Here is a 23,768-nt window from a genome sequence, read left to right as displayed (position 1 = left end):
CGCCCGTGCCCCAAGCGCGGGCGCGTCATCATGGGGTCATGGATCTCGACAAGGCACTCGGCTTTCTCCGCGACAATCACCGCGCGGTCCTGCTGACCAGGCATCGCGACGGGCGTCCGCAGATGTCCCCGATCACGGTGGGGGTGCAGGACGGTCGCGTGGTCATCAGCAGCAGGGAGACGGCGGCCAAGGTCCGCAACGCGCTGCGCGACCCCCAGGTGTCGCTGTGCGCGTTCACGGACGGGTTCTTCGGGGAGTGGATCCAGGTCGACGGCACGGCGGAGATCGTCCACCTGCCCGAGGCGATGGACCTGCTCGTGACCTACTACCGCGACATCTCGGGCGAGCACCCCGACTGGGACGAGTACCGCGACGCCATGGTCAGCGATCGTCGCGTCATCATGCGCATCACGCCGACCCGTGTGGGGCCCACCCGGCACGGGTAGCGAAGGTGCGGTGAGCCGCGGCGCGGACCCCGGCCGCGGCTCATCGCGCCACCTGTGTTGACGTCAGCTCAGGCGCTCGATGACCATCGCCATGCCCTGGCCGCCGCCCACGCACATCGTCTCCAGGCCGATGCTCTTGTCGTGGTGCTGCAGGCTGTTGATCAGCGTGGAGGTGATCCTGGCGCCGGTCATGCCGAACGGGTGCCCGAGCGCGATGGCGCCGCCGTTGACGTTCAGCCGGTCGAGGTCGATGCCCAGCTCCTTGTAGGAGGGGATCACCTGGGCCGCGAACGCCTCGTTGATCTCCACCAGGTCGATGTCGTCGATCGCCATCCCAGCCCTGGCCAGCGCCATCTTCGACGCCTCCACGGGGCCGAGCCCCATGATCTCGGGCGACAGGCCGGAGACGCCGGTGGAGACGATCCTGGCCAGCGGCGTGATGCCCAGCTCCGCCGCCTTGACGTCGCTCATCACCACGACCGCCGCCGCCCCGTCGTTCAGCGGGCAGCAGTTGCCCGCCGTGACGGTGCCGTCAGGGCGGAAGACCGGCTGCAGGGTGGAGACCTTCTCGTACGTGGTGCCCGCCCGCGGCCCGTCGTCCTTGGACGCCACGCTGCCGTCGGGCAGCGTCACCGGCGTGATGTCCTTCTGCCAGAAACCGTCGGCCAGCGCCTTCTCCGCCAGGTTCTGCGAGCGCACGCCGAACTCGTCCTGCTCCTGACGCGAGACGCCCTTGATCTGGGCCACGTTCTCGGCCGTCTGACCCATCGCGATGTAGACGTCGGGGACGGAGTCGTCCTCGCGCGGGTCGTGCCAGGTCTTGCCGCCCTCGGCGTAGCCCTTGGTGCGGTCCCTGGCCTCGAGGAAGAGCGGGTTGTGCGTCTCCGGCAGCGAGTCGGAGTTGCCCTTGGCGAAGCGCGAGACGGTCTCGACGCCCGCCGAGACGAAGACGTCGCCCTCGCCGGCCTTGATCGCGTGGAAGGCCATCCTCGTGGTCTGCAGCGAGGAGGAGCAGTAGCGGGTCACTGTGGTGCCGGGGACGTTGTCGAGCCCCAGCATCACCGCCACCACCCTGGCCATGTTGAAGCCCTGCTCACCGCCGGGCAGGCCGCAGCCCAGCATGATGTCCTCGATCGAGGCGGGGTCGAGCTGGGGCACCTTGGCCAGCGCCGCCTTGATCATTTGAACGGTCAGGTCGTCGGGGCGGATGTCCTTGAGCGAACCCTTGAAGGCTCGCCCGATGGGGGAACGCGCGGTTGCGACGATTACTGCCTCGGGCATGGCCCCTCCTTTGTCGGCGCTAATAGTAGAACTATATTCCAGTTCTTTGCGCAAGGCCCGGCACCCCCGGGGTTGGCGGGGTGCGTCGCCGTACCTCGGTGCGGTCCTTCGAGGGGGAGAGCGGGGGGCGTGCTGGGTGCGGCGGCGGCCCGAGCGCGCGGTGGCCTCGGGACGCCACACCCCGCAGCGTCGCGCGCGAGGCGGCGGTGGAGCGCGTGTGCGGCGGTGGCGGGATGCGGGGCTGCGGGCGGTGGCGGGATGCGGGCGCGGAGCGGTCAAGCGGGGCGCGTGCGGGCGCTGGCGGGGCGCGGGCGCGGCGCGGTCAGGGGGCGCGCGAGGGGGTGGCGGGCGCGGGGCGTTCAGGTGGCGCGCCCGCCGGGGGTGCCGGGGTGCGGGCGCGGCGCGGTTGGGTGGCGCGCCTGCCGGACGTGGTGCGACCGGCTTACCCGTACATCCCCGGCGCCGTGGCCGTGTGGTCGTTGATGGCGTGCAGGCCGCCCTTCTCGTCCCGCCACAGCCGCCACCCGTCCTGGCTGCCGGTGAACCACGGCGGCGGCACCGACACGGGCGAGACCCGCTTGCCGGTGCCCAGCTCGTACTCACAGAGGGCGGCAGTCGAGTAAAAGCCGGGCGGCTGCCCGCGCAGCGGCAGCGGCTTGGGGTCGGTGACGCAGAAGGACCAGCCGCGCTCCTCCTCCACCGGCACCGACCGCCCCGAGGGGACGTCGAAGGCCGTGCCCTTGGCGTTGTGCTTGAGGAAGCCGAGCTTGTCCATGCGGTCGGGGAAGGCCAGCCACCAGCCGGAGCCGGGCACGTCGGCGGAGCTGATCTGGCCGACCACGCGCCCGGTGGCCGGGTCGAGGCGGGCGAACCCGCCGTAGACGCCCTGCTGGTCGACCGGCCGGACGACGGGGGCGAAGCCGGGGTTGCCGCTCGGGTAGACGCGTACGACCGAGGGCCGCATCCAGTTGATCGTCCCGTCGGCGACCCCCACGGAGAACAGCCCGAAGGTGGAGACCTTCTTGGTGCGCGGGTTCGTGTACGGCGCGACATACCCCACCAGATCGCCGCCCGACGCGCCGAACGCCCACCCGCCCGACAGGTCGGTGCCGGGCCCGAGCGCCTGCTCGATGGGCTGCTGCCACTGCAGCTTGCCGGTCTTGGCCTCGTACGACTCGATCATGGGGTTGGCGGCCATCCTGAGCAGCACGACCCGGCTCTGGTCCGACCACTCCACCTCGGAGATGCCGGGCAGTTGCCACAACTGCCTGCCGGTCATGGGGTCGAGCACCACCATGCGAGCCTTGGCCAGGGCGGTGTGCTCGGACAGGCAGACGTACGGCCCGCAGCGCTGGGGCCCGAACGTGGAGTGGATCGGCCGCGTCCACTTCTGCGCCCCCGAGCGGGCGTCGCGGGCGATGAGCGTGGCGTTCCAGCGGCCCTTCCTGCCCGGGTCGAGCGCGACGACCACGCTCTGCTTGGCGGGGGTCTCGACGATCGCGGGGGCGGAGACGCCCATGCCGGGCAGGCGGCCGGCCATGGCGGCGGGGTGGGCCCAGAGCCGCTTGCCGTCGCGCAGGCCGACGGCGACGGTCTCCAGGGCGCCGTCGGGCTTCATGGCGGTGACGGCGACGACCCCGCCGGCGACCGCCGTCCGGCTGACGGCGTTGACCTGGGCGTTGTGCCAGGTCGGGAACTTCGAGGTGGCCGCGTCGCTGCCGGAGCAGGCGGTGGCGGCGAGGGTTCCGGCGAGAGCGATGGACGTTTTCCAGAGGGGCCGGAGCACGGGCAATTCACTCCAAAGAGAATGGGGGAGTGACGGCTCCGGCGCGGAGAGTGACCGGTTCGAGGCGTGCGGCCGTCAGGTGTCGTTGACTGCCTCGCCGAGTCGGCGGCGGAACAACGTCGCCCACTTCCCGTGCAGGCCCGTCGCCCGCCCGTCGACCCGGGTCGCGGTGACCTCGGTGCCGGGCTCCTCCGCGGCCGTAGCCGCCGCGAGGTAGATCGGTTGCAGAGCTTCGTCGCGTGCGGGCCGCGGCTCAGGCCACAGCCCCAACGCAGCGCACACTGACGGTAGCACCGCGTAAGCGGCCTGCGCGTAACCTCGGTCAGATGGATGGAAACGATCCGGTCCGAACATTTCTGCCGGATTTGTATCGAACTCCGGGCCCAGGACGTCGGCGAACGCCACCGTACGGCCGCCCGCGTCCACCACCGCCACCGTCTGCGCCGCCGCGAGCTGACGGCTCCACCGCCGCGTCACCCAGCGCAGCGGCTGCGCGATGGGCCGCACCGTGCCGAGGTCGGGGCAGGTGCCCACGATCACCTCGACGCCGGCGTCCCGCAGCCGCCGCACGGCCTTGGTCAGATGCCGTACGGCGATCGCGGGCGGCGTCTGCGTGATGATGTCGTTGGCCCCCACGAAGATCACCGTGACGTCGGGCCGCATGGCGAGGGCCACGTCCACCTGCTCGTCCAGCTCCGCCGAGGGCGCGCCGGACTTGCCCGCCACCACCAGGCGCACCGGCCGCTCGGCGACGGCGGCCAGGCCGTTGGCCAGCAGCACGGCGGGGGTCTTGGCGGGGTCGGTGACGCCCAGGCCCACGGAGGTGGAGTCGCCCAGCATGGCCATCTTGATCGGCTCCGCGGCGAACTCGCCGTACACGCCGTCGGAGGGCGGCCCGTCCAGGCCGTGTGGCTGGCCGATCGCCTTGCGGGCGAGCAGTCCCTCCGCGATCAGCAGGCCGTAGGCCGTGGCTCCCAGAGCCGTCAGCCCGCCGCCTCCGAGTGCCGCCGCTGTCGCGATCCTCCGCGCCGCGCGCGCCATACCAGCTGCCCAGACCACGTACGTGCCTCCTCGGTCCAACTCGGCGGTAGCGTTTCTCCTAGTAACTAGCCGAGGGCCTGCCACCCCCACTGGATCTCGGCCGTTGGCAAGCTGACCAAGCTTCGGTGAAGAAGGTGAAAACCTCGGTGCGCGTTTACGATTCCCTCGTCGACCTCATGGGGAACACTCCGCTCGTCCGGCTGCACAAAGTCAACGCGGGAGTGTCTGGCCAGTTGCTGGCCAAGGTCGAGTACTTCAACCCGGGCGGATCGGTCAAAGACCGCATCGCGGTTCGCATGATCGAGGCCGCGGAGAAATCCGGCGAGCTGCGTCCCGGTGGCGTGATCGTCGAGCCGACCTCCGGCAACACCGGGGTGGGGCTGGCCATCGTGGCCCAGCGGAAGGGCTACCGATGCCTGTTCGTGGTGCCCGACAAGGTGGCCCAGGACAAGATCGCGGTGCTGCGGGCGTACGGGGCCGAGGTCGTGGTCTGCCCGACCGCCGTCTCGCCCGACCACCCCGACTCCTACTACTCGGTCTCCGACCGGCTGGCCCGCGAGGTGCCCGGCGCCTGGAAGCCCGACCAGTACTCCAACGTCAACAACCCCGACTCCCACTACCACTCCACCGGCCCCGAGCTGTGGGAGCAGACCGACGGCAGGATCACGCACTTCGTGGCGGGCATCGGCACCGGCGGCACGATCAGCGGCACCGGGCGCTACCTCAAGGAGGTCTCCGGCGGGCGCGTGCGGATCATCGGGGCCGACCCCGAGGGCTCGGTCTACTCCGGCGGGTCCGGCCGCCCGTACCTCGTGGAAGGGGTCGGCGAGGACATCTGGCCGGCCACGTACGACACCGAGATCTGCGACGAGATCATCGCGGTGTCCGACAAGGACTCCTTCAACATGACGCGCCGCCTGGCGCGCGAGGAGGGGCTGCTGGTCGGCGGGTCGTGCGGGATGGCGGTCGTGGCGGCGCTGCAGGTCGCGGCCAAGGCGGCGCCCGAGGACCTGGTGGTCGTGCTGCTGCCCGACGGCGGGCGCGGCTACCTGTCGAAGATCTTCAACGACGACTGGATGGCCGACTACGGCTTCCTGACCACCGGCACCGACGAGGGGCTGGTCGGCGACGTGCTGGCGCGCAAGGGGCCCGGGCTGCCGGAGTTCGTGCACGCGCATCCGCACGAGTCGGTCGGCACGGCCATCGCGATCATGCGCGAGTACTCGGTGTCCCAGCTTCCCGTCATGAAGGAGGAGCCGCCGGTCATGGCGGCCGAGGTGATCGGCTCCATCGTCGAGCGCGACCTCCTCGAAGCCCTCTACCACGGCAGGCTCTCCTCCGACGATCCGATCTCCGATCACATGTCCGCGCCGCTACCCACGATCGGCAATGGTGAACCTGTGGCGCGTGCGGTGGAAGCGCTGGAGAAGGCGGATGCGGCGGTTGTGCTGGAAGACGGCAAGCCCGCCGGGCTGATCACCCGGCAGGACCTGCTCGCCTTCCTCGCCAACCACTAAGGCTTCTTGACGCTCTCGATCACGGTGCCGAGGCCCTCGCCGCCCCGGCCCTCGGCGTCCGCGCGCTCGAAGAGCCGCAGCAGCGCCTCAGGCACCGTGGTCTCCACCCCCGCCGCCGCCAGCGCCTCCACCGCGTGGCCGAGGCCGACGGCCTGCATGTGCAGCGAGTTCTCCCCACCCGGGTGGACGCCCGCCGCCGTCTCCTCCGCGAGGATCTTGGCGTAGCCCATCGGCCCGTCACCGCCGAGCTGGGTGAACAACTCCCGCGCGAACGGCAGGAACTCCAGCGGGGACACCCCAGCCGTGCCCAGCAGGGCCATCGCGTGCATGTGGCTGGTCAGGCTGGACCAGAAGATCAGCAGCAGCGACTGGTAGTACAGCATCGCCAGCCCGGGATCCGTCCCCACGTAGGTGACCCCGCCGAGCGCCTCCAGCGTCGCCCTGTGCCGGTCCAGCACGTCCTCCGGGCCGCTGTAGAAGCTGTACGCGCCCGGCTGCCCGATCCCGGGCGGCGGCACCATGATGCCCGCCGTGATCAGCGTGCCGCCGCGCTCCGCCACCCACCGCGCCGCCTCGCGCAGCTCGTCGGGCGCGCCGGAGCTGAGGTTGACCACCACCTTCCCGTCCAGCCCCGCGTCGCCGAGGCTGTCGTACATGGCCTGGTAGCTGATCTGGCTGACCACCAGGAGATCGCCGTCCGCGGCCGACGCCGCCCGCCCCGCACCCTGGGCGACCAGCGGGTCTGCCTTGCTCGCCGTACGGTTCCACACCTTGACCCGATGCCCCGCGGCCAGGAACGTCTCCGCCATCTTCGCGCCCATCGGGCCGAGCCCCACAACTGTCACTTCGCTCATGTGCTCCAGCCTCGGGCGGGGCGCTTCGGAAATCCTTCGGGTCCGCTGCGGGTTGCTCCTGGTGTGGTGCTTATCGGGGTGCTCGGGCCGCTGGAGGTCCGTACGGACGACGGCTCGCCCGTACGGGTGGCCGAGGCCAAGGTGCGGGCCCTGCTGGCCGCGCTGCTCGCGTACGGCGGCGGGCCCGTCTCCGCCGACCGGCTGATCGACGACCTGTGGGGGCGGCCGACCCCGCTCGGCACCCTCCAGGCCCGCGTCTCCCAGCTCCGCCGCGCGCTCGGCGGGCCCGGCACGATCCTGCTCGAACCGGCCGGATACCGGCTGGCGGGCTTCGACAGCGACGCCGGGCGGTTCCGCGCGCTCGTCGCCCGGCGGTCCCCCGACCCCGTCGTGCGGGCGGCCGAGCTGGAGGAGGCGCTCGGGCTGTGGCGCGGAGCCGCCTACGCCGACTTCACCGGCTTCGGCTTCGCCCGCGCCGAAGCCGACCGGCTCTGCGACCTGCGGCTGTCGGCGCTGGAGGAGCAGGCCGAGGTGCGGCTCGCGCTGGGCGAGCCCGTGGAGCTGGGTGACCTGGTGGCGCGGCATCCGCTGCGCGAACGGCTCGTGGCCGCGCACATGACGGCGCTGTACCGGGGCGGGCGGCAGGGGGAGGCGCTGGCGGCGTACCAGGGGCTGCGGGAGCGGCTGGCCGAGGAGCTGGGAGTGGATCCCGCGCCCGAGACGGCTTCCTTGTACGAGGCGCTGCTGCGGCAGGAGCCTGGGCTCGGGCCGCCCGCCGCGCCGCCCACCAACCTGCCCGCGCCTGTGACCTCGTTGATCGGGCGGGAGGGCGAGCTGGCCGGGGTTCGTGCTGAGCTGGGCGGGGCGCGACTGGTGACGCTCACGGGGCCGGGCGGCGTGGGCAAGACGCGGCTCGCGCTGGCAGCCGCCGCCGAGGTGGCGCGCGGCTTCTCGGATGGCGGGGTGGCGCGCGGCTCTGAGAGTGGGGCGGCGGGGGATGGGGTGTGGCTGGTCGAGCTGGCCGGGGCGGTGGATCCGGCGGAGGCGGTGGCGGCCGTGCTCGGGGTGCGCGACGACGCGACCGTCCCGCTGCCGGACCGGCTGGCCGGGGTGGTGGCGGGCAAGCGCGTGCTGCTCGTGCTCGACAACTGCGAGCACCTGGTCCGCGCGGTGGCCACGCTGGTGTCGGGCCTGCTGCGGGCCGCTCCAGGGCTGCGCGTGCTGGCCACCAGCCAGGAGCCGCTGGGGGTGACGGGCGAGCGCGTACGGGTGGTGCCGCCGCTGCCCGAGCCCGAGGCCGTCCGGCTGTTCACGGCCCGCGCGAACGTCGAGCCCAGCGAGACGGTGGCCACCATCTGCCGGCGGCTCGACGGCATCCCCCTGGCGTTGGAGCTGGCCGCCACCCGGGTGCGGGCGCTCGGCGTGGAGGAGCTGGCCGACCGGCTCGACGACCGTTTCCGGCTGCTCAGCGCCGGGATGCGGGACGCCCCCGCACGGCAGCGCACGCTCCGGGCGATGATCGACTGGAGCTGGGAGCTGCTGCCGGACGAGGAACGGGTGGTGCTGCGGCGGCTGGCCGTGCACGCCGGCGGCTGCACGCTGGAGGCGGCGGAGGAGATCTGCGCCGAGCCGGGGCTGGACGTGCTCGACCTGCTGGCCCGGCTGGTGGACCGGTCGCTGGTGGTACGGGTGCCGTCAGGGGGCGGGTCGCAGCGGTACCGGCTGCTGGAGTCGGTGGCCGCGTACTGCCAGGAGCGGCTGGCCGAGGCCGGGGAGCGTGGGCTGGTCGAGGAGCGGCACGCGCGGTACTACACGGCGCTGGCCGAGCGTGCCGAGGTGAAGGGGCCACGGCAGCGGGAGTGGCTGGCCCGGCTCGACGCGGAGAGCGCCAACCTGCGGCTCGCGTTGACGGGGCCGGAGCCGTTGCGGCTGGTCAACGCGTTGAGCTGGTACTGGATCCTGCGGGGACGGCTGCGGGAGGCCAGGCGCGCCCTGCGCGGCGCTCTCGGTGGCCAACTGGGGACGGCAGGTGAGGCGGCCGGGGTGTCGGTGGCTGGAGGCGAGGCTGCCAGGGCGTCCGTCTGGCTGGCGGCCGTTGAGCTGCTGATCGGCGGGCCCGCGACGCCGGTGCGCAGGGACGAGCTGGACCCGGCAGGGGCGGCGCTGGCCGATTGGCTGCTGAGCCACGTGCGCTGGGCGTACGGCGACCGGCGGGCGCACGAGGCGGCGGCGGATCGGGCGCTGGCGGCGTTCGAGGCGCTGGGCGACCGGTGGGGTGTTGCGGCGGCCCTGTGCCTGCGGGCCAAGCTGGCCGTCGGGCGCGGCGACCTGGCGGCGATGGAACGCGACGGGGAGCGGGGGCTGGCGCTGTTCAGGGAGCTGGGCGACGGGTGGGGGCAGATCGAGGCCATGGACGTGCTGGACCGGGTGGCCGAGGTGCGCGGCGACTACGCGAGGTGCGGGCGGCTGCGGGAGGAGGGGCTGCGGCTGGCCGAGGAGCTGGGGTTCGAGGTGTCGTTCAAGCTGGCTGCCCTGGGCCGGATCGCGCTGCTCAGCGGGGACTATGAGCTGGCCGACGACTATCACGAGCGGGCCAGGGTGGTGGCGGTCGAGCAGTCGTCCATGCCCGCCGAGGAGAACGCGCTCCTCGGGCTGGCCATGAGCGCCCGGCGGCGGGGGCGGTTCGAGGAGGCGGAGTCGTACCTGCTGCCGGTGCTGGAGTGGCTGCGGCAGGTGCGGGGGACGCCCGGGATCGCGTTCATCATGGCGGAGCTGGGCTTCGCCGCCGAGCAGCGCGGCGACGCGGAGGCGGCGCTGGCCCGGCACCGCGAGGGGTACGCCGCCGCGCGGGCCAGCGGCGATCCCCGGGCGGTGGCGCTGGCGCTGGAGGGGCTGGCCGGGGCCCTGTCGTTGTGCGGCGGGGAGTGGCCGGTCGAGGCGGGGCGGCTGCTGGGGGCGGCGACGGCGCTGCGGCGGTCGGTGGGGGCGCCGCTGCCGCCGGGCGAGCGCCTGGACGTGGAACGGGCCTCGGGGCGGCTGCGGGCGGCGCTCGGGGAGGAGCGCTTCGAGCGGGCGCTGACCTCGGGAGACGACGCCCTCAACCGAGTGCTGGCCTCGGGGGAGGACGCCCTCGGACGTGCACTGGCCTCAGGGGAGGACGCGCTCGGACGGGCGCTGGCGGGCTGGCAGGGGGCGGCGGGGTCAGGGAAGCGGGAACTCGGCGATCACTTCCCAGGCGCCCTGGTCGGACGGGCCCGCGTAGAGCCGGCCGCCCAGCGCCTCCACCCGCTCGGCCATCCCGACCAGCCCGAACCCGCCGCCGAGCCGCGACACCCGCGGATCTGACCCCGACCCGTAGTTGCGCACCCGCAGCACCACCACCCGCTCGTGACGCCGCAGGTCGGCCTCCACCCAGGCCGTGCGGGCGGCGTGCTTGCGGATGTTCGTCAGCGCCTCCTGCAGCACCCGATGCAGGGTGGTCATGACCTCGGGCGGCAGTGTGCGGTCGTCGAGCCCGGCGCCGATCTCGAACGCCACCTTGGGCCCGTCAGCCGAGAACCGGTCGGCCAGCATCCGCAGGTCGGCGAGCGTGGTGCCGGGTCTGCGGTCGGCGTCGTCCTCGGTGCGCAGCACGGCGACCATGCGCCGCATCGAGGTCAGCGCCTCGGACCCGGCGGTCGCGATCGCGTCCAGCGCGGGGGCCACCGCGTCGGGTCTGGTCTCGGCGACCGTGCGGGCGGCCTGGGCCTGCACGACGATGCCGGTGATGTGGTGGGCGACCAGGTCGTGCAGCTCCCTGGCCAGCTCCAGGCGCTCCGCCCGACGTACGGAGTGGACGGCCTCCGTACGGCGTTCTTGCTGGAAGCGCAGGTAGCCGCCGATCCCGGCGGCCGTGGACCAGCCCGCGAACAGCAGGAACGCCGACGCCAGCCCCGAGCTCTGGTAGTCGCGCGCGCTCGCCTCGGTCATCAGCACGACCAGGGCCACGCAGGCCAGCACGGCCGCCCGCCGTACCGGTTCGATGTGCCGCAGCACCCCGATGGTCAGGACGAGCAGCGAGCCCGTCTCCGCGATGCCGGGCGCGGCCTGGAAGCCGATGCCGCCGATCAGCAGCGAGGTGCCGAGCGACAGGACCAGCATCAGGCCGAACCCCTCGATCCGGTACCTGCGCCGCAGCGCCACGGCCACGATGCCGCACACGCTGCAGGCCAGCACGAGCCACTGGAAGCCGCTGACGACCGCGGCGAGCAGAAGGTCGAGCATCAGGAGCATGGCCAGCCAGCCGTACATCGCGATCTCGCTCAGCCGGCGTAGCCAGTACAGGATGCGCTTCGAGTCCCCCACGGCGTCGAGCCTAAGCCGCAAGTCGGACATGTCGTATCAACCGTTCGGCCGAGTGGGCCCGGCGGAGACCAGCCCTTCAGCGGAGGCGGCGGGCGGGCGGTGCACCGATGCTGGATGTGTCGGAAGGGGAGAGACATGGTTGCCATCGGGTTCGCGCTGCTGGGGGTCGGGCTGGTCGTGGGGGTGCTGCTCGCGCTCGCCGACCCGGTGCTGCTCTCCCGGATCAACGGGGAGCGGGCCGAGGGCGGCAGCGGCCGGTTCGTCCAGGCGGACGTGGTACGGCTCCCGCCCCGGTCAGGCGGGGACCGTCAGGAGCCCAGGGCGGCCTGATCGACCCGGCTCGCGCGGGCATGGAGCGCGAGCTGAGCACGGGGGTTTCGTGGGGACGGGCTCCCGTGCGCGGCCCGCGACCCGGTGGGGACCGGATCGCGGGCCGTCCGCCTTCGTACGGCCTGTGGATCGTGGGCCGGCCGCGCGAATACGGCCTGTAACGTGGCCTGTATGAGCAACGGTTTTGAGACGCTGGCCATCCACGCAGGTCAGGAGCCCGACCCGCTGACAGGCGCGGTCGTGCCACCGATCTACGCCACGTCCACCTACAAGCAGGACGGCGTGGGCGGCCTGCGTTCCGGATATGAGTACAGCCGCTCGGCGAACCCCACCAGGACCGCGCTCGAGTCCGCGCTGGCCGCCGTGGAGGGCGGGGCGCGGGGGCTGGCGTTCGCGTCGGGGCTGGCCGCCGAGGACACGCTGCTGCGTACGGTGTGCAAGCCGCAGGACCACGTGATCATCCCGAACGACGCGTACGGCGGCACCTACCGGCTGTTCGCCAAGGTGCACGAGCGCTGGGGCCTGCACTACGACCCCGTCCCGCTGCACGACCTCGACGCCGTGGCCGCCGCCATGACGCAGAAGACCAAGGTCGTCTGGGTCGAGACGCCCACCAACCCGCTGCTCGGCATCGCCGACATCGCGGCGCTGGCGCAGCTCGCCCACGACAACGGGTCGCTGCTGGTCGTCGACAACACGTTCGCCTCGCCGTACCTGCAGCAGCCGCTCGCCCTGGGCGCCGACGTGGTCGTGCACTCCACCACCAAGTACGTCGGCGGGCACTCCGACGTGGTGGGCGGCGCGCTGGTGGCCGCCGACGCCGGGCTCGGCGAGGAGCTGACCTACCACCAGAACGCGATGGGCGCGGTGGCCGGGCCGTTCGACGCGTGGCTGACGCTGCGGGGGCTCAAGACGCTCGGCGTACGCATGGACCGGCACTGCGACAACGCCGAGCGCGTCGTCGACCTGCTGCTCGCCCACCCGCGCGTGACCGAGGTGCTCTACCCGGGCCTGCCCGACCACGCGGGGCACGAGGTGGCGGCCAAGCAGATGCGCAGGTTCGGCGGCATGGTGTCGTTCCGCGTGGCCGGGGGCGAGGCGGAGGCCGTCGCGGTGTGCGACAGGGCCGAGCTGTTCACGCTGGGCGAGTCGCTCGGCGGGGTCGAGTCGCTGATCGAGCACCCGGGCAGGATGACGCACGCCTCGGCGGCGGGATCACCCCTGGAGGTGCCCGCCGACCTGGTGCGGCTCTCGGTCGGCATCGAGACCGTCGACGACCTGCTGGCCGACCTCACCCAGGCGTTGGGCTGATCGTCACTCGGGCACTGGGCTGATCGTCACTCGGGAACGACCATCAGGAACAGGATCACCAGCCAGATCACGGACAACAGCCCGCTGATCGCGGCGATCCGCCCGTTCTGCACCTTGGCGTCGTCGTCGGCGCTCTCGCTGGAGAGCGCCTGGACGGCGGTGCGCAGATCACGGTCGATGATCACGAGCAGGACGGCGGCCACGATGAACAGCGTCATCGACGCCGTCATGTACCACCGCCCCAGCAACCCGCCACCGAGCACGATGCCGAGCACCAGCCCGAACACGAACACACCCAGGCTCCCGAGGCTGTAAATCCTCGTGATGCGCTGGATGAACTGCAGCGCGGGCACGTTCTTGGTGCGGATGGCGCGCGGCGCGGACATCGTCGCGGCCGTCACCGGACCGATCGTGAAGATCGCGAACCCGATGTGCAGCCAGAGAAGCAGGGACGGCATGGCAGAGAGACTAGTCCCCGACGATCTCGGCAGGGGACTCGACACTCTCTTTGCCGTCCGCAGAACAGCGCATGCAAAGCTCCGTGGTCGTCACCGCGACGACCATCAGCACGATGAGGAGAACCGCGGCAATCATGGTCACCCCTCCTTCCCCGTGTCGGACGTAAATATCGTCCGTAATGACTAGACGGACGTGCAACGGAATAAGTTCGTCGCGGGTATCGTTTCTTGTCGCCGTTTTTTCCTTACCGTCTGGGCACAAGGGGGTGCCGTCCGTGGCCATCAGGCACGTCGAGCCGTACACCGACGAGTGGCTGCAGCAGCCGATCAGCTACGTCCAGCAGGTCGTCGGCCTGCTCGGGGCTGAGGTCGCGGATTGGTGGGAAGGCCCGTGCGATCCCAGGGACGCCACGCTGCGGCTCGCCGACGACACCGCGCTGGTGTGGGACGAGGAGAGCGGCTGGCGGCTGGGCACCTTCGTCTCCGGCGACCGCGGCCGGCACACGGAGCTGACCGGCGTCCGCTACCTGGGGCACGGCCTGCTTCCCCGGCCGGAACGCGTGCCGACTGCGCTGCGCGACGCCCAGGCGGGGGTGGGGGCCAGCTCGGCGTGGCGGCCCTGCTACCGGTCGCACCGGAACTGCCGTGATGGGTTCGACGTGGCTCTGGACTTTTACGCTCTCGCTTAACTGCATGGGCCTGCGCGGAGACGCTTCGCGCGGGGCGGCTCCGGGCTGCTCCTACGGGGGAGCCGAGCTCCCCCGGGCCCCCTTGCCGGGGGCCTTCCGACCCCCGGACCCCCGAGACTTGGCCGGGTTCCGGATGGTTCAGCCTTGAGGCAGCCGACGCGGTGAAGTGAGGCTCCGCCGGCAGGTGGGAGCTTGAGGAAGGCTTCTTGGCGCGAACCAGGCTGTCGGCACGCTCGACCGGGGGCGACCCGGTTCGTGGCCTCTTGGAGCCGCGATCTGCGAGGAGTCACCGCGACGCGGAAGAAAGTCGAGCGCATCGGTTACGGCTCCGGCGTGACGTGTTCGCGGTGGCGCGAGAGGGGCTGCGCGATGCGCGACCTGGTCATGCTGGAGCGCCACCGCCTGAGGTCTCCCCCGCTGCCACGAAGCATGCTACGAACGCCAGCAGCAGGGCGCGAGGACGTCTACCCGGAGGTCGCCGACCAGGTCACGCGGCGGCGGCGTCGAGGACGGCCTTCAGCGAGGCTTCCAGGATGTCCAGGCCGGTGTGCAGCTCGTCCTCGCTGATCGTGAGCGGCGGAGCGATGCGGAAGATGCCGCCCATCCCGGGAAGCTGCACGATGTTCATGTGCAGGCCCCGTTCCAGACAGGCCGCGGTGACCGCCTGCCCCAGCGCGTCCGCCGGAGCCTTGGTGTGCTTGTCCCGCACCAGTTCGAGCCCCTGCAGCAGGCCTCGCCCGCGGATGTCGCCGACGGTCTCGTAGCCGTCGCGCAGGGACAGGAGGCGGGTGGTGAGCTCGTCGCCGAGGAGGGCGGCGCGTTCGACGAGGTGGTCGCGTTCGATGACGTCGAGGACGGTCAGGCCGACGGCGGCGGCGAGCGGGTCGGAGACGTGGGTGGTGTAGAAGAGGAAGCCGCGCTCGTGGCAGGTCTGCTCGATGGCGGTGGTGGTGACGACGGCGGCGACGGGGAGCCCGGCGCCGAGGGTTTTCGAGAGGGTGAGGAGGTCGGGGGTGACGCCGTCGCGTTCGAACGCGTACATGGTGCCGGTGCGGCCGAGGCCGGTCTGCGCCTCGTCCAGGATGAGCAGCATGCCGCGTTCGCCGCACAGCTCCTTGAGGCGGCGCAGGTAGCCGGGGGGAAGGTCGAGGATGCCGCCCGACGACAGGATGGGCTCGATGAGGCAGGCGGCGAGGCTGCCGGACGACTGCTGGTCCACCAGGGCGAAGCCGTAGGCCAGCTCGCTCTCCCAGTCGTGGGAGCCGTCGGGGGAGCGGAACGGCGAGCGGTAGGCGTTCGGGGCGGGCAGCGCGAGGTTGCCTGGCGTCGGCGGGCCGTAGCCGCGCCGGCCGGCCGAGAACGTGGCGGAGGCCGCCCCCTGGGTCATGCCGTGCCAGGAACGGTCGAAGGAGACGATCTCGTAGCGGCCGGTGGCGAGCTTGGCCATTTTGATCGCGGCCTCGTTCGCCTCGGCGCCCGTGGTGAGCAGCAGCATCTTGCTCAGCGAAGGGGACAGGGACGCGGTCAGCCTGTCGGCGAGCCGCAGGAGCGGGGTGCTGAGCATGCCGCTGTAGAGGTGGTCCAGCGACGCCACGGCGGACGAGACCGTGGCCACGATGTCCGGGTGGGCGTGGCCGAGGATGGCGCTCATCTGGCCGGAGGTGAAGTCGAGTATCGGGGTGCCGTCGCGGTCGTAGAGGTACGCGCCGGAGGCACGTTCGATGAGACGCGGGGTGAAGCCGGTGCCGTAGCGGACCAGAAGGCGGTCCGCCTCGTCGAGGAACGTGCTGTCCATCGCCATTCTCCTCGTGCGGGTCAGGTCAGATCGGGCCAGGGGGCGGGCGGGGCCGAGGCGAAGAAGCGGAGCAGGCCCAGGAGCCGGCCGGCCGGAGGGGCGCTCCAGTGGCGTTCGCCGGGGCGGGGGACGGGGTCCGGCAGGCGTCCGAGCGCCCAGATGAGATGGAACCACAGGATGCGGGCCTCCCAGGAGGGTGTGGCCGTTTCGCCGGATTCGCGGCGGTAGCCGTCGAGTACGGCCGGGACGCCGTCGAGCGGGATCTTGGCGAAGTCGACGGCGGGGTCCGCCCACTGGGCGTCGCCCCAGTCCACGATGCCGCTGAGGGTGGCCGTGCCCGGGGAGACGAGGATGTTCTGCGGGGAGACGTCGCCGTGCACCAGGACCGGGGGCGGCGGGTCGGCGGGCAGGTGTGCGCGGAGCCGGTCGAACCAGCCGGTGAGCCAGCGGGCGGTTGCCGCGTCGATCCAGCCCGCGGTGCGGAGGTGCTCGGTGAGCGCCTGGGGGTCCGTGGTGGTGTCCTCCACGGGTACGGCGGGGAGGGGTGGCGCGGTGGCCGGGGAGAGCCGGTGCAGTTTGGCCAGCTCGCGGCCGACCTGGCGCAGGACGCCGGCGGGCGGCGTGCCGTGGGCGAGGTCGGTGCCCGGCAGGCGGGTGAGCACCATGTAGGGCACGTCCACGAGCGAGCGGGTGTCGTCGAAGGCGACCAGCTCCGGCGTCCGCACGCCCGCGCGCAGGGCGGCGGGGATGACGGCGGCCTCCTTGACCAGGTCGGGGAGGAACCGCTCCGCGCGGGGGACGCGCAGGACCAGGTCGTCGCCCAGCAGGAAGACGTGGTTGGCCACCCCCGCGGGGAGCGGGCGCACCTGGGCGGCGGCGACTCCGTGGCGGGCGGCGATGGCGGCCAGGGCCTGGTGATCGACCATGATCGGCCATGCTCGCACGCGGGTCGGGAGCCGTCCCGCCCTTTTCCGGCGGTTACTTGCTGCTGCGGAGGGCCGCCCGTACGGCGGTGTAGATGACCAGCCAGAGAATCGCCAGGGAGATGAGGTAGGTGATTATTTCCGGAAGACCGAGATTCATGATCCCATCTTAGGGCGGATCGCTTGACGATCACTCGAAACGTCGTGGGCTGCATGTCGCTTATGGTGTGTTTTGTGACTGCCAGTCAACGCCGCCGCGACCAGCTCAAGGAATTCCTGCGCGCCAAGCGCGAAGCGCTCACCCCCGCCGACGTCGGCATGCCGGCCGCGGGCCGCCGGCGCACGCCCGGGCTGCGGCGGGAAGAGGTGGCCGTGCTCGCCGGGGTCGGAGTGTCCTGGTACACGTGGCTGGAGCAGGGACGCGACATCAAGGTCTCGGACGCCGTGCTCGACGCGGTCGCCCGCGCGCTGCTGCTCGGCGAGGCGGAGCGCACGCACCTGTACGTGCTCGCCGGGCTGAACCCGCCCGACCCCGCCGGTCAGCCGGGCATGCCGGTCAACGACCAGCTCAGGGCCGTGCTGGACGCGTGGATGCCCAACCCGGCGCACGTGCTCGACCGGCACTACAACCTGGTGGCCATGAACGACGCGTCCCGCTGGGTGTTCGGCTACGACGAGGACGTGAGCAACTGCATGGTCGCGTTCTTCACCCACCCGATCTACCGGGGGCGGTTCACCTCGTGGCACGAGTTCGCGCCCGACATGGTGGCCGACTTCCGCGCCGGAGCGGCCCGGTACCCGGACGACCCGGTCTTCGGGCGGATCGTCGAGGAACTGCTCGCGACCAGCCCGGACTTCGCCGAGCTGTGGGCGCGGCCCGAGGTGCGCTCCCGCTCGCAGGGGATGAAGGAGCTCACCCATCCCGAGGTGGGTGAGCTTGTCTTCGAGTACTCGCTGTTCCGGCTGCCGGACCGGGCGGACCTGAACGTGGTGCTGCACACCCCGCACCCCGACACCGGCACCAAGGAGAAGGTGGAGAGCCTGGTGGCCGTACACCCAGGATGAGCTGACACTGCCTGTCCTGGCGCCGTCCCAGCACGATGGACGGCATGAAGGCAATCACCATTCCCCGCTTCGGCGACGCGGACGTTCTCAGGCTCGACGAGGTCGAGGTGCCCGAGCCGGGGCCCGGGCAGGTCTCCATCGACGTGGCGTACGCGGGCGCCAACTTCGCCGAGATCCTCTACCGGCAGGGGCTCGCGGACGTGCCGCTGCCGTTCGTGCCCGGGATCGAGGTGTCCGGCCGCGTCCGGGCGCTCGGCCCCGGGGTGGAGGGGCTGCGGGTGGGGCAGCCGGTCGCCGCGCTGACGATCGTGGACAGCGGCGGGTACGCCGAGGTGGCGGTCACCTCCGCCGAGCTGGTGGCCCCGCTGGACGGGTACGACCTGGAGCTGGGCCTGGCGGCGGCGCTGCCGTCCAACAGCACCACGGCGTTCCTGGTGCTCGACCGGGTGGCCCGCATCGAGCCGGGGGAGAGCGTGCTCGTGCACGCCGCCGCCGGGGGCCTCGGCAGCCAGCTCGGCCAGGCCGCCCGCCTGCTGGGTGCGGGCCGCGTGGTGGGCACGGTGGGCAACGCCGCCAAGATCGAGACAGCTCTGGGGTACGGCTACGACGAGGTGGTGCTGCGCGAGCAGGCGGCCGGGGCCGGACGGTTCGACGTGGTCGTGGACCTGGTCGGCGGAGCCGCCCGTCGTGGCAGCCTGGACCTGCTCGCGCCGATGGGCCGGATGGTGGTGCTGGGCAACGCCTCCGGCGCGGAGGACGTCGGCATCCCGGCCAACGAGCTGTGGCTGACCAACAAGACGGTGTCCGGGTTCAACCTGGCCGCGTTCTCCGCCGCCTTTCCCGAGGTCGCCGGGCAGGCGCTGCGCAGGGCGGTGGCCGGGGGCGCGAGCGGGGAGCTGCGGGTGGGGGTCGAGACGCTGCGGCTGGAGCAGGCCGCCGAGGCGCACCGCCGCATCGAGTCGGGACGCACCACCGGCAAGCTGGTGCTCGAAGTCGGTTGACCTTGACCCAAGGTCAGGGCGCACGCTGAACAAGTGACCGCTTCCACCTGGACCGGCATGGTGCCGGTCGACGACACCGCGCTGGCCGTCACCGACACCGGCGGCCCCGGCCCGTGCGTGCTCTACCTCAACGGCCAGTTCGCGAGCCAGCGGTATTGGCGGCGCGTCGTCGCCGAACTCGGCGGCGGCTACCGGCATCTCACCTACGACATGCGGGCCCGCGGCCGGTCGAGGCGTTCGGCCGCTGCCGCCTCGTTCGAGACGCACGTCCACGACGTGGGGGTCGTTCTGGCGGCGAGGGGCGTGGTGCGGCCGATCCTGGTGGGGTGGTCGTACGGCGCGCCGGTCGCGTTGCACTGGGCCAGCCGGAACCCGGATCGGGTCGCGGGGGTGGTGTCCGTGGACGGGGCCTATCCGTATGACTTCTCCTACGCGGAGGAGCGGATCCGGCGGTTGTGGCGGCGGTCGCGTTGGCTGCTGCCGTTGTTGTCCCTGATGGGCATGGCCGGGAAGATGTCCGCCTCTGAGCATGCGGAGAGCAACATCGAGCTGAATGGGGTCTATGCCGCGCTCGATCCCGTTCTCGACAGTGTGACGTGTCCGGTTCGGTACGTGGTCGCCACGGGGGCGAGCCTTGGGGGTGGGCGGGCCGAGATGGAGGAGATGCGGGCCAGCCTCGGGCCGGTGCTGGCCCGCAACCCGAACGTCAAGGTCAGCGCGAAGGTCGCCGCCAACCACGGCAACCTGCTGCGCAAGGACTTCCGCGCGGTCGCCGACGCGGTCCGCGAGCTGGCCGGAACCACGCGATCTTCGGACCGGTGGAGCACATGACGACCCGCGCGAGCATCGGGCTGGCGGCGCGCGTGGCGACCCGGGCGGGCATCGGGCTGGCGGCGCGCGTGGCGACCCGGGCGGGCATCGGGCGGGTGAAGGGCGTGGCGACGCGCGCGGGCATCGGGCGGGTGAAGCGCGTGGCGACCTGCGCGAGTATCGGGCGGGTGAAGGGGGTGGCGACCTGCGCACTCAACGGGCGGGTGAAGCGCGTGGCGACCTGCGCGAGTATCGGGCGGGTGAAGGGCGTGGCGACTCGCGGGCTCAACAGGTGGATGGAGCACGTGGTGATCCCGCGATCATCGGGTCGGCGGGGCGCATGACGGTCGGCGTCACCATCGGCCAGGCGGCGGCGTTCGCCGGTGTGACGGTGAAGGCCGTGCGGCACTACCACAAGCACGGCCTCCTCGACGAGCCCCGCCGCGACACCTCTGGCTACCGCCGCTACGGCCCGGCGAACCTGCTGCGGCTGGTCCAGATCAGGACGCTGGCCGCCGCGGGCGTCCCGCTGGCCGAGATCGGGACGATGCTCGACGCCACCCCCGACCGGTTCGCCGCCGCGCTCGCCGACGCGGAACGACGCCTCGACGACCGCATCGACGAGCTGATCGCCCGCCGCGACACGCTGCGCAGGCTCGCCACCGGCGACCGCGCCCTGCTGCCCGCCCGCGTGGTCGAGGCGCTGGACGAGGTGGCCGCCGAGTTCGGCTTCACCGAGGCGGACGTGACCATGGCCAGGGAGGGCCTGGTGCTGGTCAGGGCCCTGGTGCCGGAGGGTTTCGACGACTACGTGGGCAAGGTCGAGCGCGCCCTGCGGGACCCCGCGTACGTCCGCCTGGTCAAAGTGCTGTGGCGGGCCGCCGAGTGGGAGCCGGACGACCCCCGGGTGGACGAGCTGGCCACCGCCATGGCCGACTACTTCGTCGACCACCCCGACCTGCTGCCGGTCCCGGCCGGGCTCGAGGCCCGCGCTGACGCCGCCGTCCGGTACAACCTGCTCAGCCACTACGGCGAGGAGGAGCGACCGGCCTGGGCCCGGGTCAGGGTGCTGTTCGAGGAGCGGCTGCGCTCGGTCGCGGGCATCGACCTCGCGGCGCGGGGGGAGGCTGAGCCCCCGCCTACCAGCGCTCCACGAGGTGCTCGTGACCGGCCGGAGGCTGAGCCGCCGCCTACCAGCGCTCCACGAGGTGCTCGCGACCGGCCGGCGGTTCGTACGGCTCGGGCCAGAAATCGGTGACCCGGCTGATCAGCCCCTCCCCGGAGAACTCGAACCACACGCAGGCGTCCTGGCGCTCGTCGCCGACGCGGGTGTCGAGCCAGGCCGCGGCGTGCCGGCCGTCCGCGACGACCCGCCGGACCGTCAGATGCCAGTCGCCGGGATAGTCCATGTTGAACCGGAGGAAGGCGGACCTGCCGCGGATGCGCTCCCGGGTCTGCGGCATCTCGTACACCACGTCCTCGGCGAGCAGGGCGGCGAACGCCTCCCAGTCGCGCCGCTCGGCGCTCTCGACGTAGGCGTGCGCGGTCTGGCGGCTCACGGAGGTCTCGTCGTCCATGCCGCGGACGTTACAGACGGGCACCGACAGGCTGACGCAGCACCAGGAGGAGGTGCTCGTCCTCGTCGTGTAACACCGTGCCCGCCCGCTCGAACCCGTGCTTCTCCAGCAGCCGCACCGACGCCAGGTTGGCGTGGAAGGGGTCGGCGTACAGCGGCCTGTTCCGCTCCTGGGCGAGGAAGAGCCCCAGGGCCCGGGTGCCGATGCCGCGGCCCCAGAACGCCCTGCCGAACCAGTAGCCGATGAACCGCCGATCGCCCTCCCACCAGGCCACCAGGTTGCCCGCCAGCTCGTCGCCCACCATGACGGCCTGCACGAACCCGGTCGGGTCGCCGAGGACGCGGGTCTTCCAGTGGTGCATGAACGCCTCCCGCTCGCGCGGCGGGAACCGGGAGCGCCGTACGGCCTCCGGGTCGTGCTCGTACTCCAGGAGCACCTCCAGGTCGGCCTCCGTGACGTCTCTGAGCCGCACATCGTCGTCCATGACCGGGGAGTCTGCCACCCGCCACCGACAATTCCGCGCCGCCGCTCACCCGGCCGGCGGGTCCCCTGGCCGGACCAGGCCCGATTCGTACGCGTACCGGACGACCTGGGCCCGATCCCGCAGCGCCAGCTTGGCCAGCAGCCGGTTGAGGTGCGTGCTCACCGTCGCCTCCGCGATCGACAGCTCCCTGGCGATCTCGGCGTTCGACAACCCGTGCGCCACCAGCCGCAGCACCTGCTCCTCGCGCGCCGTCAGCCCGGACGGCGGCGGCGACGGCTCGGGGGGTGGGGCGGCGCGGCGGTAGGCGTCCACGACACGTCCGGTCACGGCGGGGTCGATGAGCATCTCGCCCCTGGCGGCGCTGCGGATGGCGGCGAACAGGTGCTCGGGCGGCGCGCCCTTGAGCAGGAAGCCGCTGACCCCGGCGTGCAGCGAGACGTCGAGGTTCTCGTCCGTGTCGTACATCGTCAGCATGATCACCCGGGGCGGGCTGGGCGCGGACAGGATGCGGCGGGCGGCGGCCAGGCCGTTCATGCGGGGCATGGCGATGTCGAGGAGGGCGACGTCGGGGCGGCGGCGCAGGGCCAGCTCGACCGCCTGCTCGCCGTCGGACGCCTCGGCGAGCACGCGCAGGTCGGGCTGGGTCTCGATCATCAGGCGCAGTCCCGCGCGGATCATGGCCTGGTCGTCGGCGATCAGGATGCTGATCGCCGCAGCGTCGTCGTCAGGCCAGGTCAAAGGCGCAGCGTCGTCGTCAGGCCAGGTCAAAGGCGCGGCGTCGTCGTCGGGCCCGGCCAAGGGAGGGGCGTCGTCGGGTTCGGGCGAAGGTGCGGCACCGCCGTCAGGGCCGGTCACAGGTGCAGCACCGCTTCCACGTGGAAGCCGCGCGGTGGCCGTGGCCCCGCCGTGAGCGTGCCCTGGAAGAGCGCCGCGCGTTCCCGCATGCCGATCAGCCCGTGACCGCCCTCGGCGGACGCCGCGCGCGGGTGCCCCTCCACAGGCCCCTCGTCCGCGATCTCCAGCCGCAGCTCACGCGGCCGGTAGGCGACGGTCACCACCGCCCGCGTCGGCCCCGCATGCTTGAGCGTGTTCGTCAGCGACTCCTGCACGATGCGGTACGCCGACAGGTCGAGCCCCGCCGACAGCGGCACCGGCTCGCCGAGCACCTCCAGCGTCACGGCGAGCCCGGCCGAGCCGAACTGCTCCAGGAGGTCGTCCAGCCGGTCGAGGCCGGGCTGCGGGGTGAGCCGGTCGAGCTCGGGCCCGCGCAGCAGCCCCACCATGCGCCGCAGCTCGACCAGCGCCTCGTGGCCCGCCTGCTCGACCGTGGTGAGGGCCTCGCGCTCGCGCCGCTGGTCGTCGCGCAGCATCAGCCGTACGCCGCCGCTCTGCATGGTCATCACGCTGACGCTGTGCGCGACGATGTCGTGCAGCTCGCGGGCGAGCCGGGCGCGTTCCTCGGCGACGGCCTCGCGGGCGAGCAGCTCCCCGCGTTCGGCGGCCTGTACGGCGAGCACCCGGTGTCGCCGCACGGCCAGCCCCGCGCCCGCCGCGATCGCGGTCATGACCAGGGCCACGGCGTAGTCGCCCGGCCCGGCGGCGGGTGAGGAGGTGGCCATCATGGCGGCCACGTACGCCCCGGTCGCGGCCACGCCGACGCCGGTCTTCACGCTGCGCCCCGGCACCTCGGACAGCAGCGTGAACAGCAGCACGAGCTGCGTGTAGAACTGCCAGGCGGCCGGCAGCTCGCGGGTGAGGGCGAACGCGGCGACGTTGGCGGCCGAGTACACGATCAGGATGCCGAACGGGGCGCGCCGCCTGTACAGCACCCCGCCGGCCGCCAGGAGCCCGGCGGCCACCCAGAACGGCAGGTGCTCGCGCGCCGGAGCCATCGACCGCCCGCTGAGCTCCTCCGCGAGCGCGAACAGGGCCACGACCACGGCTACCAGCCAGTCGATCGGCGCGGGGAGACGGGAGCGGAGCATGAGCAGAGGGTAGCCGCCGGGACGAAATCCACCTGGAGGGGGATGCCGGGTCAAAGGCTGCTTTGACGACC

Annotated in this window: 23 protein-coding genes and 1 pseudogene; 11 read left to right on the top strand and 13 right to left on the bottom strand. The window is 72.5% G+C overall.

The features are described from left to right. Positions 1 to 38 precede the first annotated feature (38 nt). On the top strand, positions 39 to 446 hold the full coding sequence (locus ABD331_RS33310) for a PPOX class F420-dependent oxidoreductase (protein ID WP_344483548.1): 408 nt from the start codon (positions 39 to 41) through the stop codon (positions 444 to 446). A gap of 63 nt (positions 447 to 509) precedes the next feature. Here ABD331_RS33310 and ABD331_RS33305 read toward each other — a convergent pair whose 3' ends face one another. From ABD331_RS33305 to ABD331_RS33295, 3 genes are all read right to left on the bottom strand, one after another. Continuing rightward, positions 510 to 1,727 carry an acetyl-CoA C-acetyltransferase gene (locus ABD331_RS33305; RefSeq protein WP_344483545.1) on the bottom strand — a complete coding sequence of 406 codons (1,218 nt, stop codon included), beginning with the start codon at positions 1,725 to 1,727 and terminating at the stop codon, positions 510 to 512. Positions 1,728 to 2,169: 442 nt separating this feature from the next. Then, positions 2,170 to 3,513 (bottom strand): outer membrane protein assembly factor BamB family protein, encoded by a 1,344-nt coding sequence (locus ABD331_RS33300; protein WP_344483542.1) that lies wholly within the window; start codon positions 3,511 to 3,513, stop codon positions 2,170 to 2,172. Between the two features lie 75 nt (positions 3,514 to 3,588). Then, on the bottom strand, positions 3,589 to 4,572 hold the full coding sequence (locus ABD331_RS33295) for an SGNH/GDSL hydrolase family protein (RefSeq protein ID WP_344483539.1): 984 nt from the start codon (positions 4,570 to 4,572) through the stop codon (positions 3,589 to 3,591). 128 nt (positions 4,573 to 4,700) lie between these two features. Here ABD331_RS33295 and ABD331_RS33290 point away from each other — a divergent pair, with 128 nt between their 5' ends. Beyond that, positions 4,701 to 6,071, top strand: coding sequence for a cystathionine beta-synthase (locus ABD331_RS33290; protein WP_344483536.1), 1,371 nt, complete (start codon positions 4,701 to 4,703; stop codon positions 6,069 to 6,071). Here ABD331_RS33290 and ABD331_RS33285 read toward each other — a convergent pair. Beyond that, positions 6,068 to 6,925 carry an NAD(P)-dependent oxidoreductase gene (locus ABD331_RS33285; RefSeq protein ID WP_344483533.1) on the bottom strand — a complete coding sequence of 286 codons (858 nt, stop codon included), beginning with the start codon at positions 6,923 to 6,925 and terminating at the stop codon, positions 6,068 to 6,070. The genes ABD331_RS33290 and ABD331_RS33285 overlap by 4 nt on opposite strands. A 63-nt stretch (positions 6,926 to 6,988) precedes the next feature. Between ABD331_RS33285 and ABD331_RS33280 the strand changes: the two genes are divergently transcribed. Beyond that, the gene (locus ABD331_RS33280) at positions 6,989 to 10,270 is read left to right on the top strand and encodes an ATP-binding protein (RefSeq protein WP_344483530.1); all 3,282 of its coding nucleotides are present in this window, start codon (positions 6,989 to 6,991) and stop codon (positions 10,268 to 10,270) included. On the opposite strand, the pseudogene ABD331_RS33275 reads toward ABD331_RS33280, so the two are convergent. After that, positions 10,193 to 10,894, bottom strand: a pseudogene (locus ABD331_RS33275) (sensor histidine kinase); the annotation flags it as partial. The gene ABD331_RS33280 and the pseudogene ABD331_RS33275 overlap by 78 nt on opposite strands. Before the next feature lie 510 nt (positions 10,895 to 11,404). Here ABD331_RS33275 and ABD331_RS33270 point away from each other — a divergent pair. Both ABD331_RS33270 and ABD331_RS33265 read left to right on the top strand, forming a co-directional pair. Continuing rightward, positions 11,405 to 11,599, top strand: a complete 195-nt coding sequence (locus ABD331_RS33270; protein ID WP_344483528.1) for a hypothetical protein — start codon at positions 11,405 to 11,407, stop codon at positions 11,597 to 11,599. 171 nt (positions 11,600 to 11,770) lie between these two features. Next, positions 11,771 to 12,910, top strand: coding sequence for a cystathionine gamma-synthase (locus ABD331_RS33265; RefSeq protein WP_344483525.1), 1,140 nt, complete (start codon positions 11,771 to 11,773; stop codon positions 12,908 to 12,910). Between the two features lie 26 nt (positions 12,911 to 12,936). On the opposite strand, the gene ABD331_RS33260 is transcribed toward ABD331_RS33265, so the two are convergent. Further along, complete coding sequence (locus ABD331_RS33260) at positions 12,937 to 13,368, bottom strand: DUF2269 family protein (protein ID WP_344483522.1); 432 nt, start codon at positions 13,366 to 13,368, stop codon at positions 12,937 to 12,939. Between the two features lie 10 nt (positions 13,369 to 13,378). Continuing rightward, entirely contained in the window at positions 13,379 to 13,510 is a 132-nt protein-coding gene (locus ABD331_RS33255) for a hypothetical protein (protein WP_344483519.1), read from the bottom strand. Between the two features lie 133 nt (positions 13,511 to 13,643). Here ABD331_RS33255 and ABD331_RS33250 point away from each other — a divergent pair, with 133 nt between their 5' ends. Then, positions 13,644 to 14,057, top strand: coding sequence for a DUF6292 family protein (locus ABD331_RS33250; RefSeq protein WP_344483516.1), 414 nt, complete (start codon positions 13,644 to 13,646; stop codon positions 14,055 to 14,057). 487 nt (positions 14,058 to 14,544) lie between these two features. On the opposite strand, the gene ABD331_RS33245 is transcribed toward ABD331_RS33250, so the two are convergent. Together ABD331_RS33245 and ABD331_RS33240 are read right to left on the bottom strand one after the other, a co-directional pair. After that, on the bottom strand, positions 14,545 to 15,852 hold the full coding sequence (locus ABD331_RS33245) for an aspartate aminotransferase family protein (RefSeq protein WP_344483513.1): 1,308 nt from the start codon (positions 15,850 to 15,852) through the stop codon (positions 14,545 to 14,547). A gap of 20 nt (positions 15,853 to 15,872) precedes the next feature. Beyond that, on the bottom strand, positions 15,873 to 16,778 hold the full coding sequence (locus ABD331_RS33240) for a phosphotransferase family protein (RefSeq protein WP_344483510.1): 906 nt from the start codon (positions 16,776 to 16,778) through the stop codon (positions 15,873 to 15,875). Positions 16,779 to 17,009: 231 nt separating this feature from the next. Between ABD331_RS33240 and ABD331_RS33235 the strand changes: the two genes are divergently transcribed. From ABD331_RS33235 to ABD331_RS33215, 5 genes are read left to right on the top strand one after another with little or no spacing between them, the layout of a single operon-like run. Further along, complete coding sequence (locus tag ABD331_RS33235; RefSeq protein ID WP_344483507.1) at positions 17,010 to 17,840, top strand: helix-turn-helix transcriptional regulator; 831 nt, start codon at positions 17,010 to 17,012, stop codon at positions 17,838 to 17,840. A 44-nt stretch (positions 17,841 to 17,884) separates the two neighbouring features. Beyond that, positions 17,885 to 18,841 (top strand): quinone oxidoreductase family protein, encoded by a 957-nt coding sequence (locus tag ABD331_RS33230; RefSeq protein WP_344483504.1) that lies wholly within the window; start codon positions 17,885 to 17,887, stop codon positions 18,839 to 18,841. Positions 18,842 to 18,874: 33 nt separating this feature from the next. After that, on the top strand, positions 18,875 to 19,672 hold the full coding sequence (locus ABD331_RS33225; RefSeq protein ID WP_344483502.1) for an alpha/beta fold hydrolase: 798 nt from the start codon (positions 18,875 to 18,877) through the stop codon (positions 19,670 to 19,672). Beyond that, positions 19,669 to 19,995, top strand: a complete 327-nt coding sequence (locus ABD331_RS33220) for a hypothetical protein (protein WP_344483500.1) — start codon at positions 19,669 to 19,671, stop codon at positions 19,993 to 19,995. Before ABD331_RS33225 ends, ABD331_RS33220 begins: the two co-directional genes overlap by 4 nt. After that, the gene (locus ABD331_RS33215; RefSeq protein ID WP_344483497.1) at positions 19,992 to 20,909 is read left to right on the top strand and encodes a MerR family transcriptional regulator; all 918 of its coding nucleotides are present in this window, start codon (positions 19,992 to 19,994) and stop codon (positions 20,907 to 20,909) included. Before ABD331_RS33220 ends, ABD331_RS33215 begins: the two co-directional genes overlap by 4 nt. Here ABD331_RS33215 and ABD331_RS33210 read toward each other — a convergent pair. The 4 genes from ABD331_RS33210 to ABD331_RS33195 form a co-directional block, all read right to left on the bottom strand. After that, a complete protein-coding gene (locus ABD331_RS33210) occupies positions 20,842 to 21,228 on the bottom strand; it encodes a nuclear transport factor 2 family protein (RefSeq protein ID WP_344483494.1) in 387 nt (128 codons plus the stop codon). The two genes, ABD331_RS33215 and ABD331_RS33210, sit on opposite strands and share 68 nt — an antisense overlap. 10 nt (positions 21,229 to 21,238) lie before the next feature. Beyond that, positions 21,239 to 21,712 (bottom strand): GNAT family N-acetyltransferase, encoded by a 474-nt coding sequence (locus ABD331_RS33205; protein ID WP_344483491.1) that lies wholly within the window; start codon positions 21,710 to 21,712, stop codon positions 21,239 to 21,241. Between the two features lie 45 nt (positions 21,713 to 21,757). After that, positions 21,758 to 22,450, bottom strand: a complete 693-nt coding sequence (locus ABD331_RS33200; protein ID WP_344483489.1) for a response regulator — start codon at positions 22,448 to 22,450, stop codon at positions 21,758 to 21,760. 113 nt (positions 22,451 to 22,563) lie between these two features. Then, positions 22,564 to 23,697 carry a sensor histidine kinase gene (locus ABD331_RS33195; protein WP_344483486.1) on the bottom strand — a complete coding sequence of 378 codons (1,134 nt, stop codon included), beginning with the start codon at positions 23,695 to 23,697 and terminating at the stop codon, positions 22,564 to 22,566. Positions 23,698 to 23,768 lie beyond the last annotated feature (71 nt).

Source organism: Nonomuraea monospora, from assembly GCF_039531895.1.
Classification (GTDB): domain Bacteria; phylum Actinomycetota; class Actinomycetes; order Streptosporangiales; family Streptosporangiaceae; genus Nonomuraea; species Nonomuraea monospora.
The sequence above is the reverse complement of the archived record's forward strand: the minus strand, read 5'-3'. Positions and strand labels throughout refer to the sequence as shown.

Excerpts from the sequence above, each read along its gene's own strand:
- ABD331_RS33310 (WP_344483548.1), top strand. The coding sequence starts at position 39 with ATGGATCTCGACAAGGCACTCGGCTTTCTCCGCGACAATCACCGCGCG.
- ABD331_RS33305 (WP_344483545.1), bottom strand. The coding sequence starts at position 1,727 with ATGCCCGAGGCAGTAATCGTCGCAACCGCGCGTTCCCCCATCGGGCGA.
- ABD331_RS33285 (WP_344483533.1), bottom strand. The coding sequence starts at position 6,925 with ATGAGCGAAGTGACAGTTGTGGGGCTCGGCCCGATGGGCGCGAAGATG.
- ABD331_RS33270 (WP_344483528.1), top strand. The coding sequence starts at position 11,405 with ATGGTTGCCATCGGGTTCGCGCTGCTGGGGGTCGGGCTGGTCGTGGGG.
- ABD331_RS33265 (WP_344483525.1), top strand. The coding sequence starts at position 11,771 with ATGAGCAACGGTTTTGAGACGCTGGCCATCCACGCAGGTCAGGAGCCC.
- ABD331_RS33260 (WP_344483522.1), bottom strand. The coding sequence starts at position 13,368 with ATGCCGTCCCTGCTTCTCTGGCTGCACATCGGGTTCGCGATCTTCACG.
- ABD331_RS33245 (WP_344483513.1), bottom strand. The coding sequence starts at position 15,852 with ATGGACAGCACGTTCCTCGACGAGGCGGACCGCCTTCTGGTCCGCTAC.
- ABD331_RS33240 (WP_344483510.1), bottom strand. The coding sequence starts at position 16,778 with ATGGTCGATCACCAGGCCCTGGCCGCCATCGCCGCCCGCCACGGAGTC.
- ABD331_RS33230 (WP_344483504.1), top strand. The coding sequence starts at position 17,885 with ATGAAGGCAATCACCATTCCCCGCTTCGGCGACGCGGACGTTCTCAGG.
- ABD331_RS33220 (WP_344483500.1), top strand. The coding sequence starts at position 19,669 with ATGACGACCCGCGCGAGCATCGGGCTGGCGGCGCGCGTGGCGACCCGG.
- ABD331_RS33215 (WP_344483497.1), top strand. The coding sequence starts at position 19,992 with ATGACGGTCGGCGTCACCATCGGCCAGGCGGCGGCGTTCGCCGGTGTG.
- ABD331_RS33210 (WP_344483494.1), bottom strand. The coding sequence starts at position 21,228 with ATGGACGACGAGACCTCCGTGAGCCGCCAGACCGCGCACGCCTACGTC.
- ABD331_RS33205 (WP_344483491.1), bottom strand. The coding sequence starts at position 21,712 with ATGGACGACGATGTGCGGCTCAGAGACGTCACGGAGGCCGACCTGGAG.
- ABD331_RS33195 (WP_344483486.1), bottom strand. The coding sequence starts at position 23,697 with ATGCTCCGCTCCCGTCTCCCCGCGCCGATCGACTGGCTGGTAGCCGTG.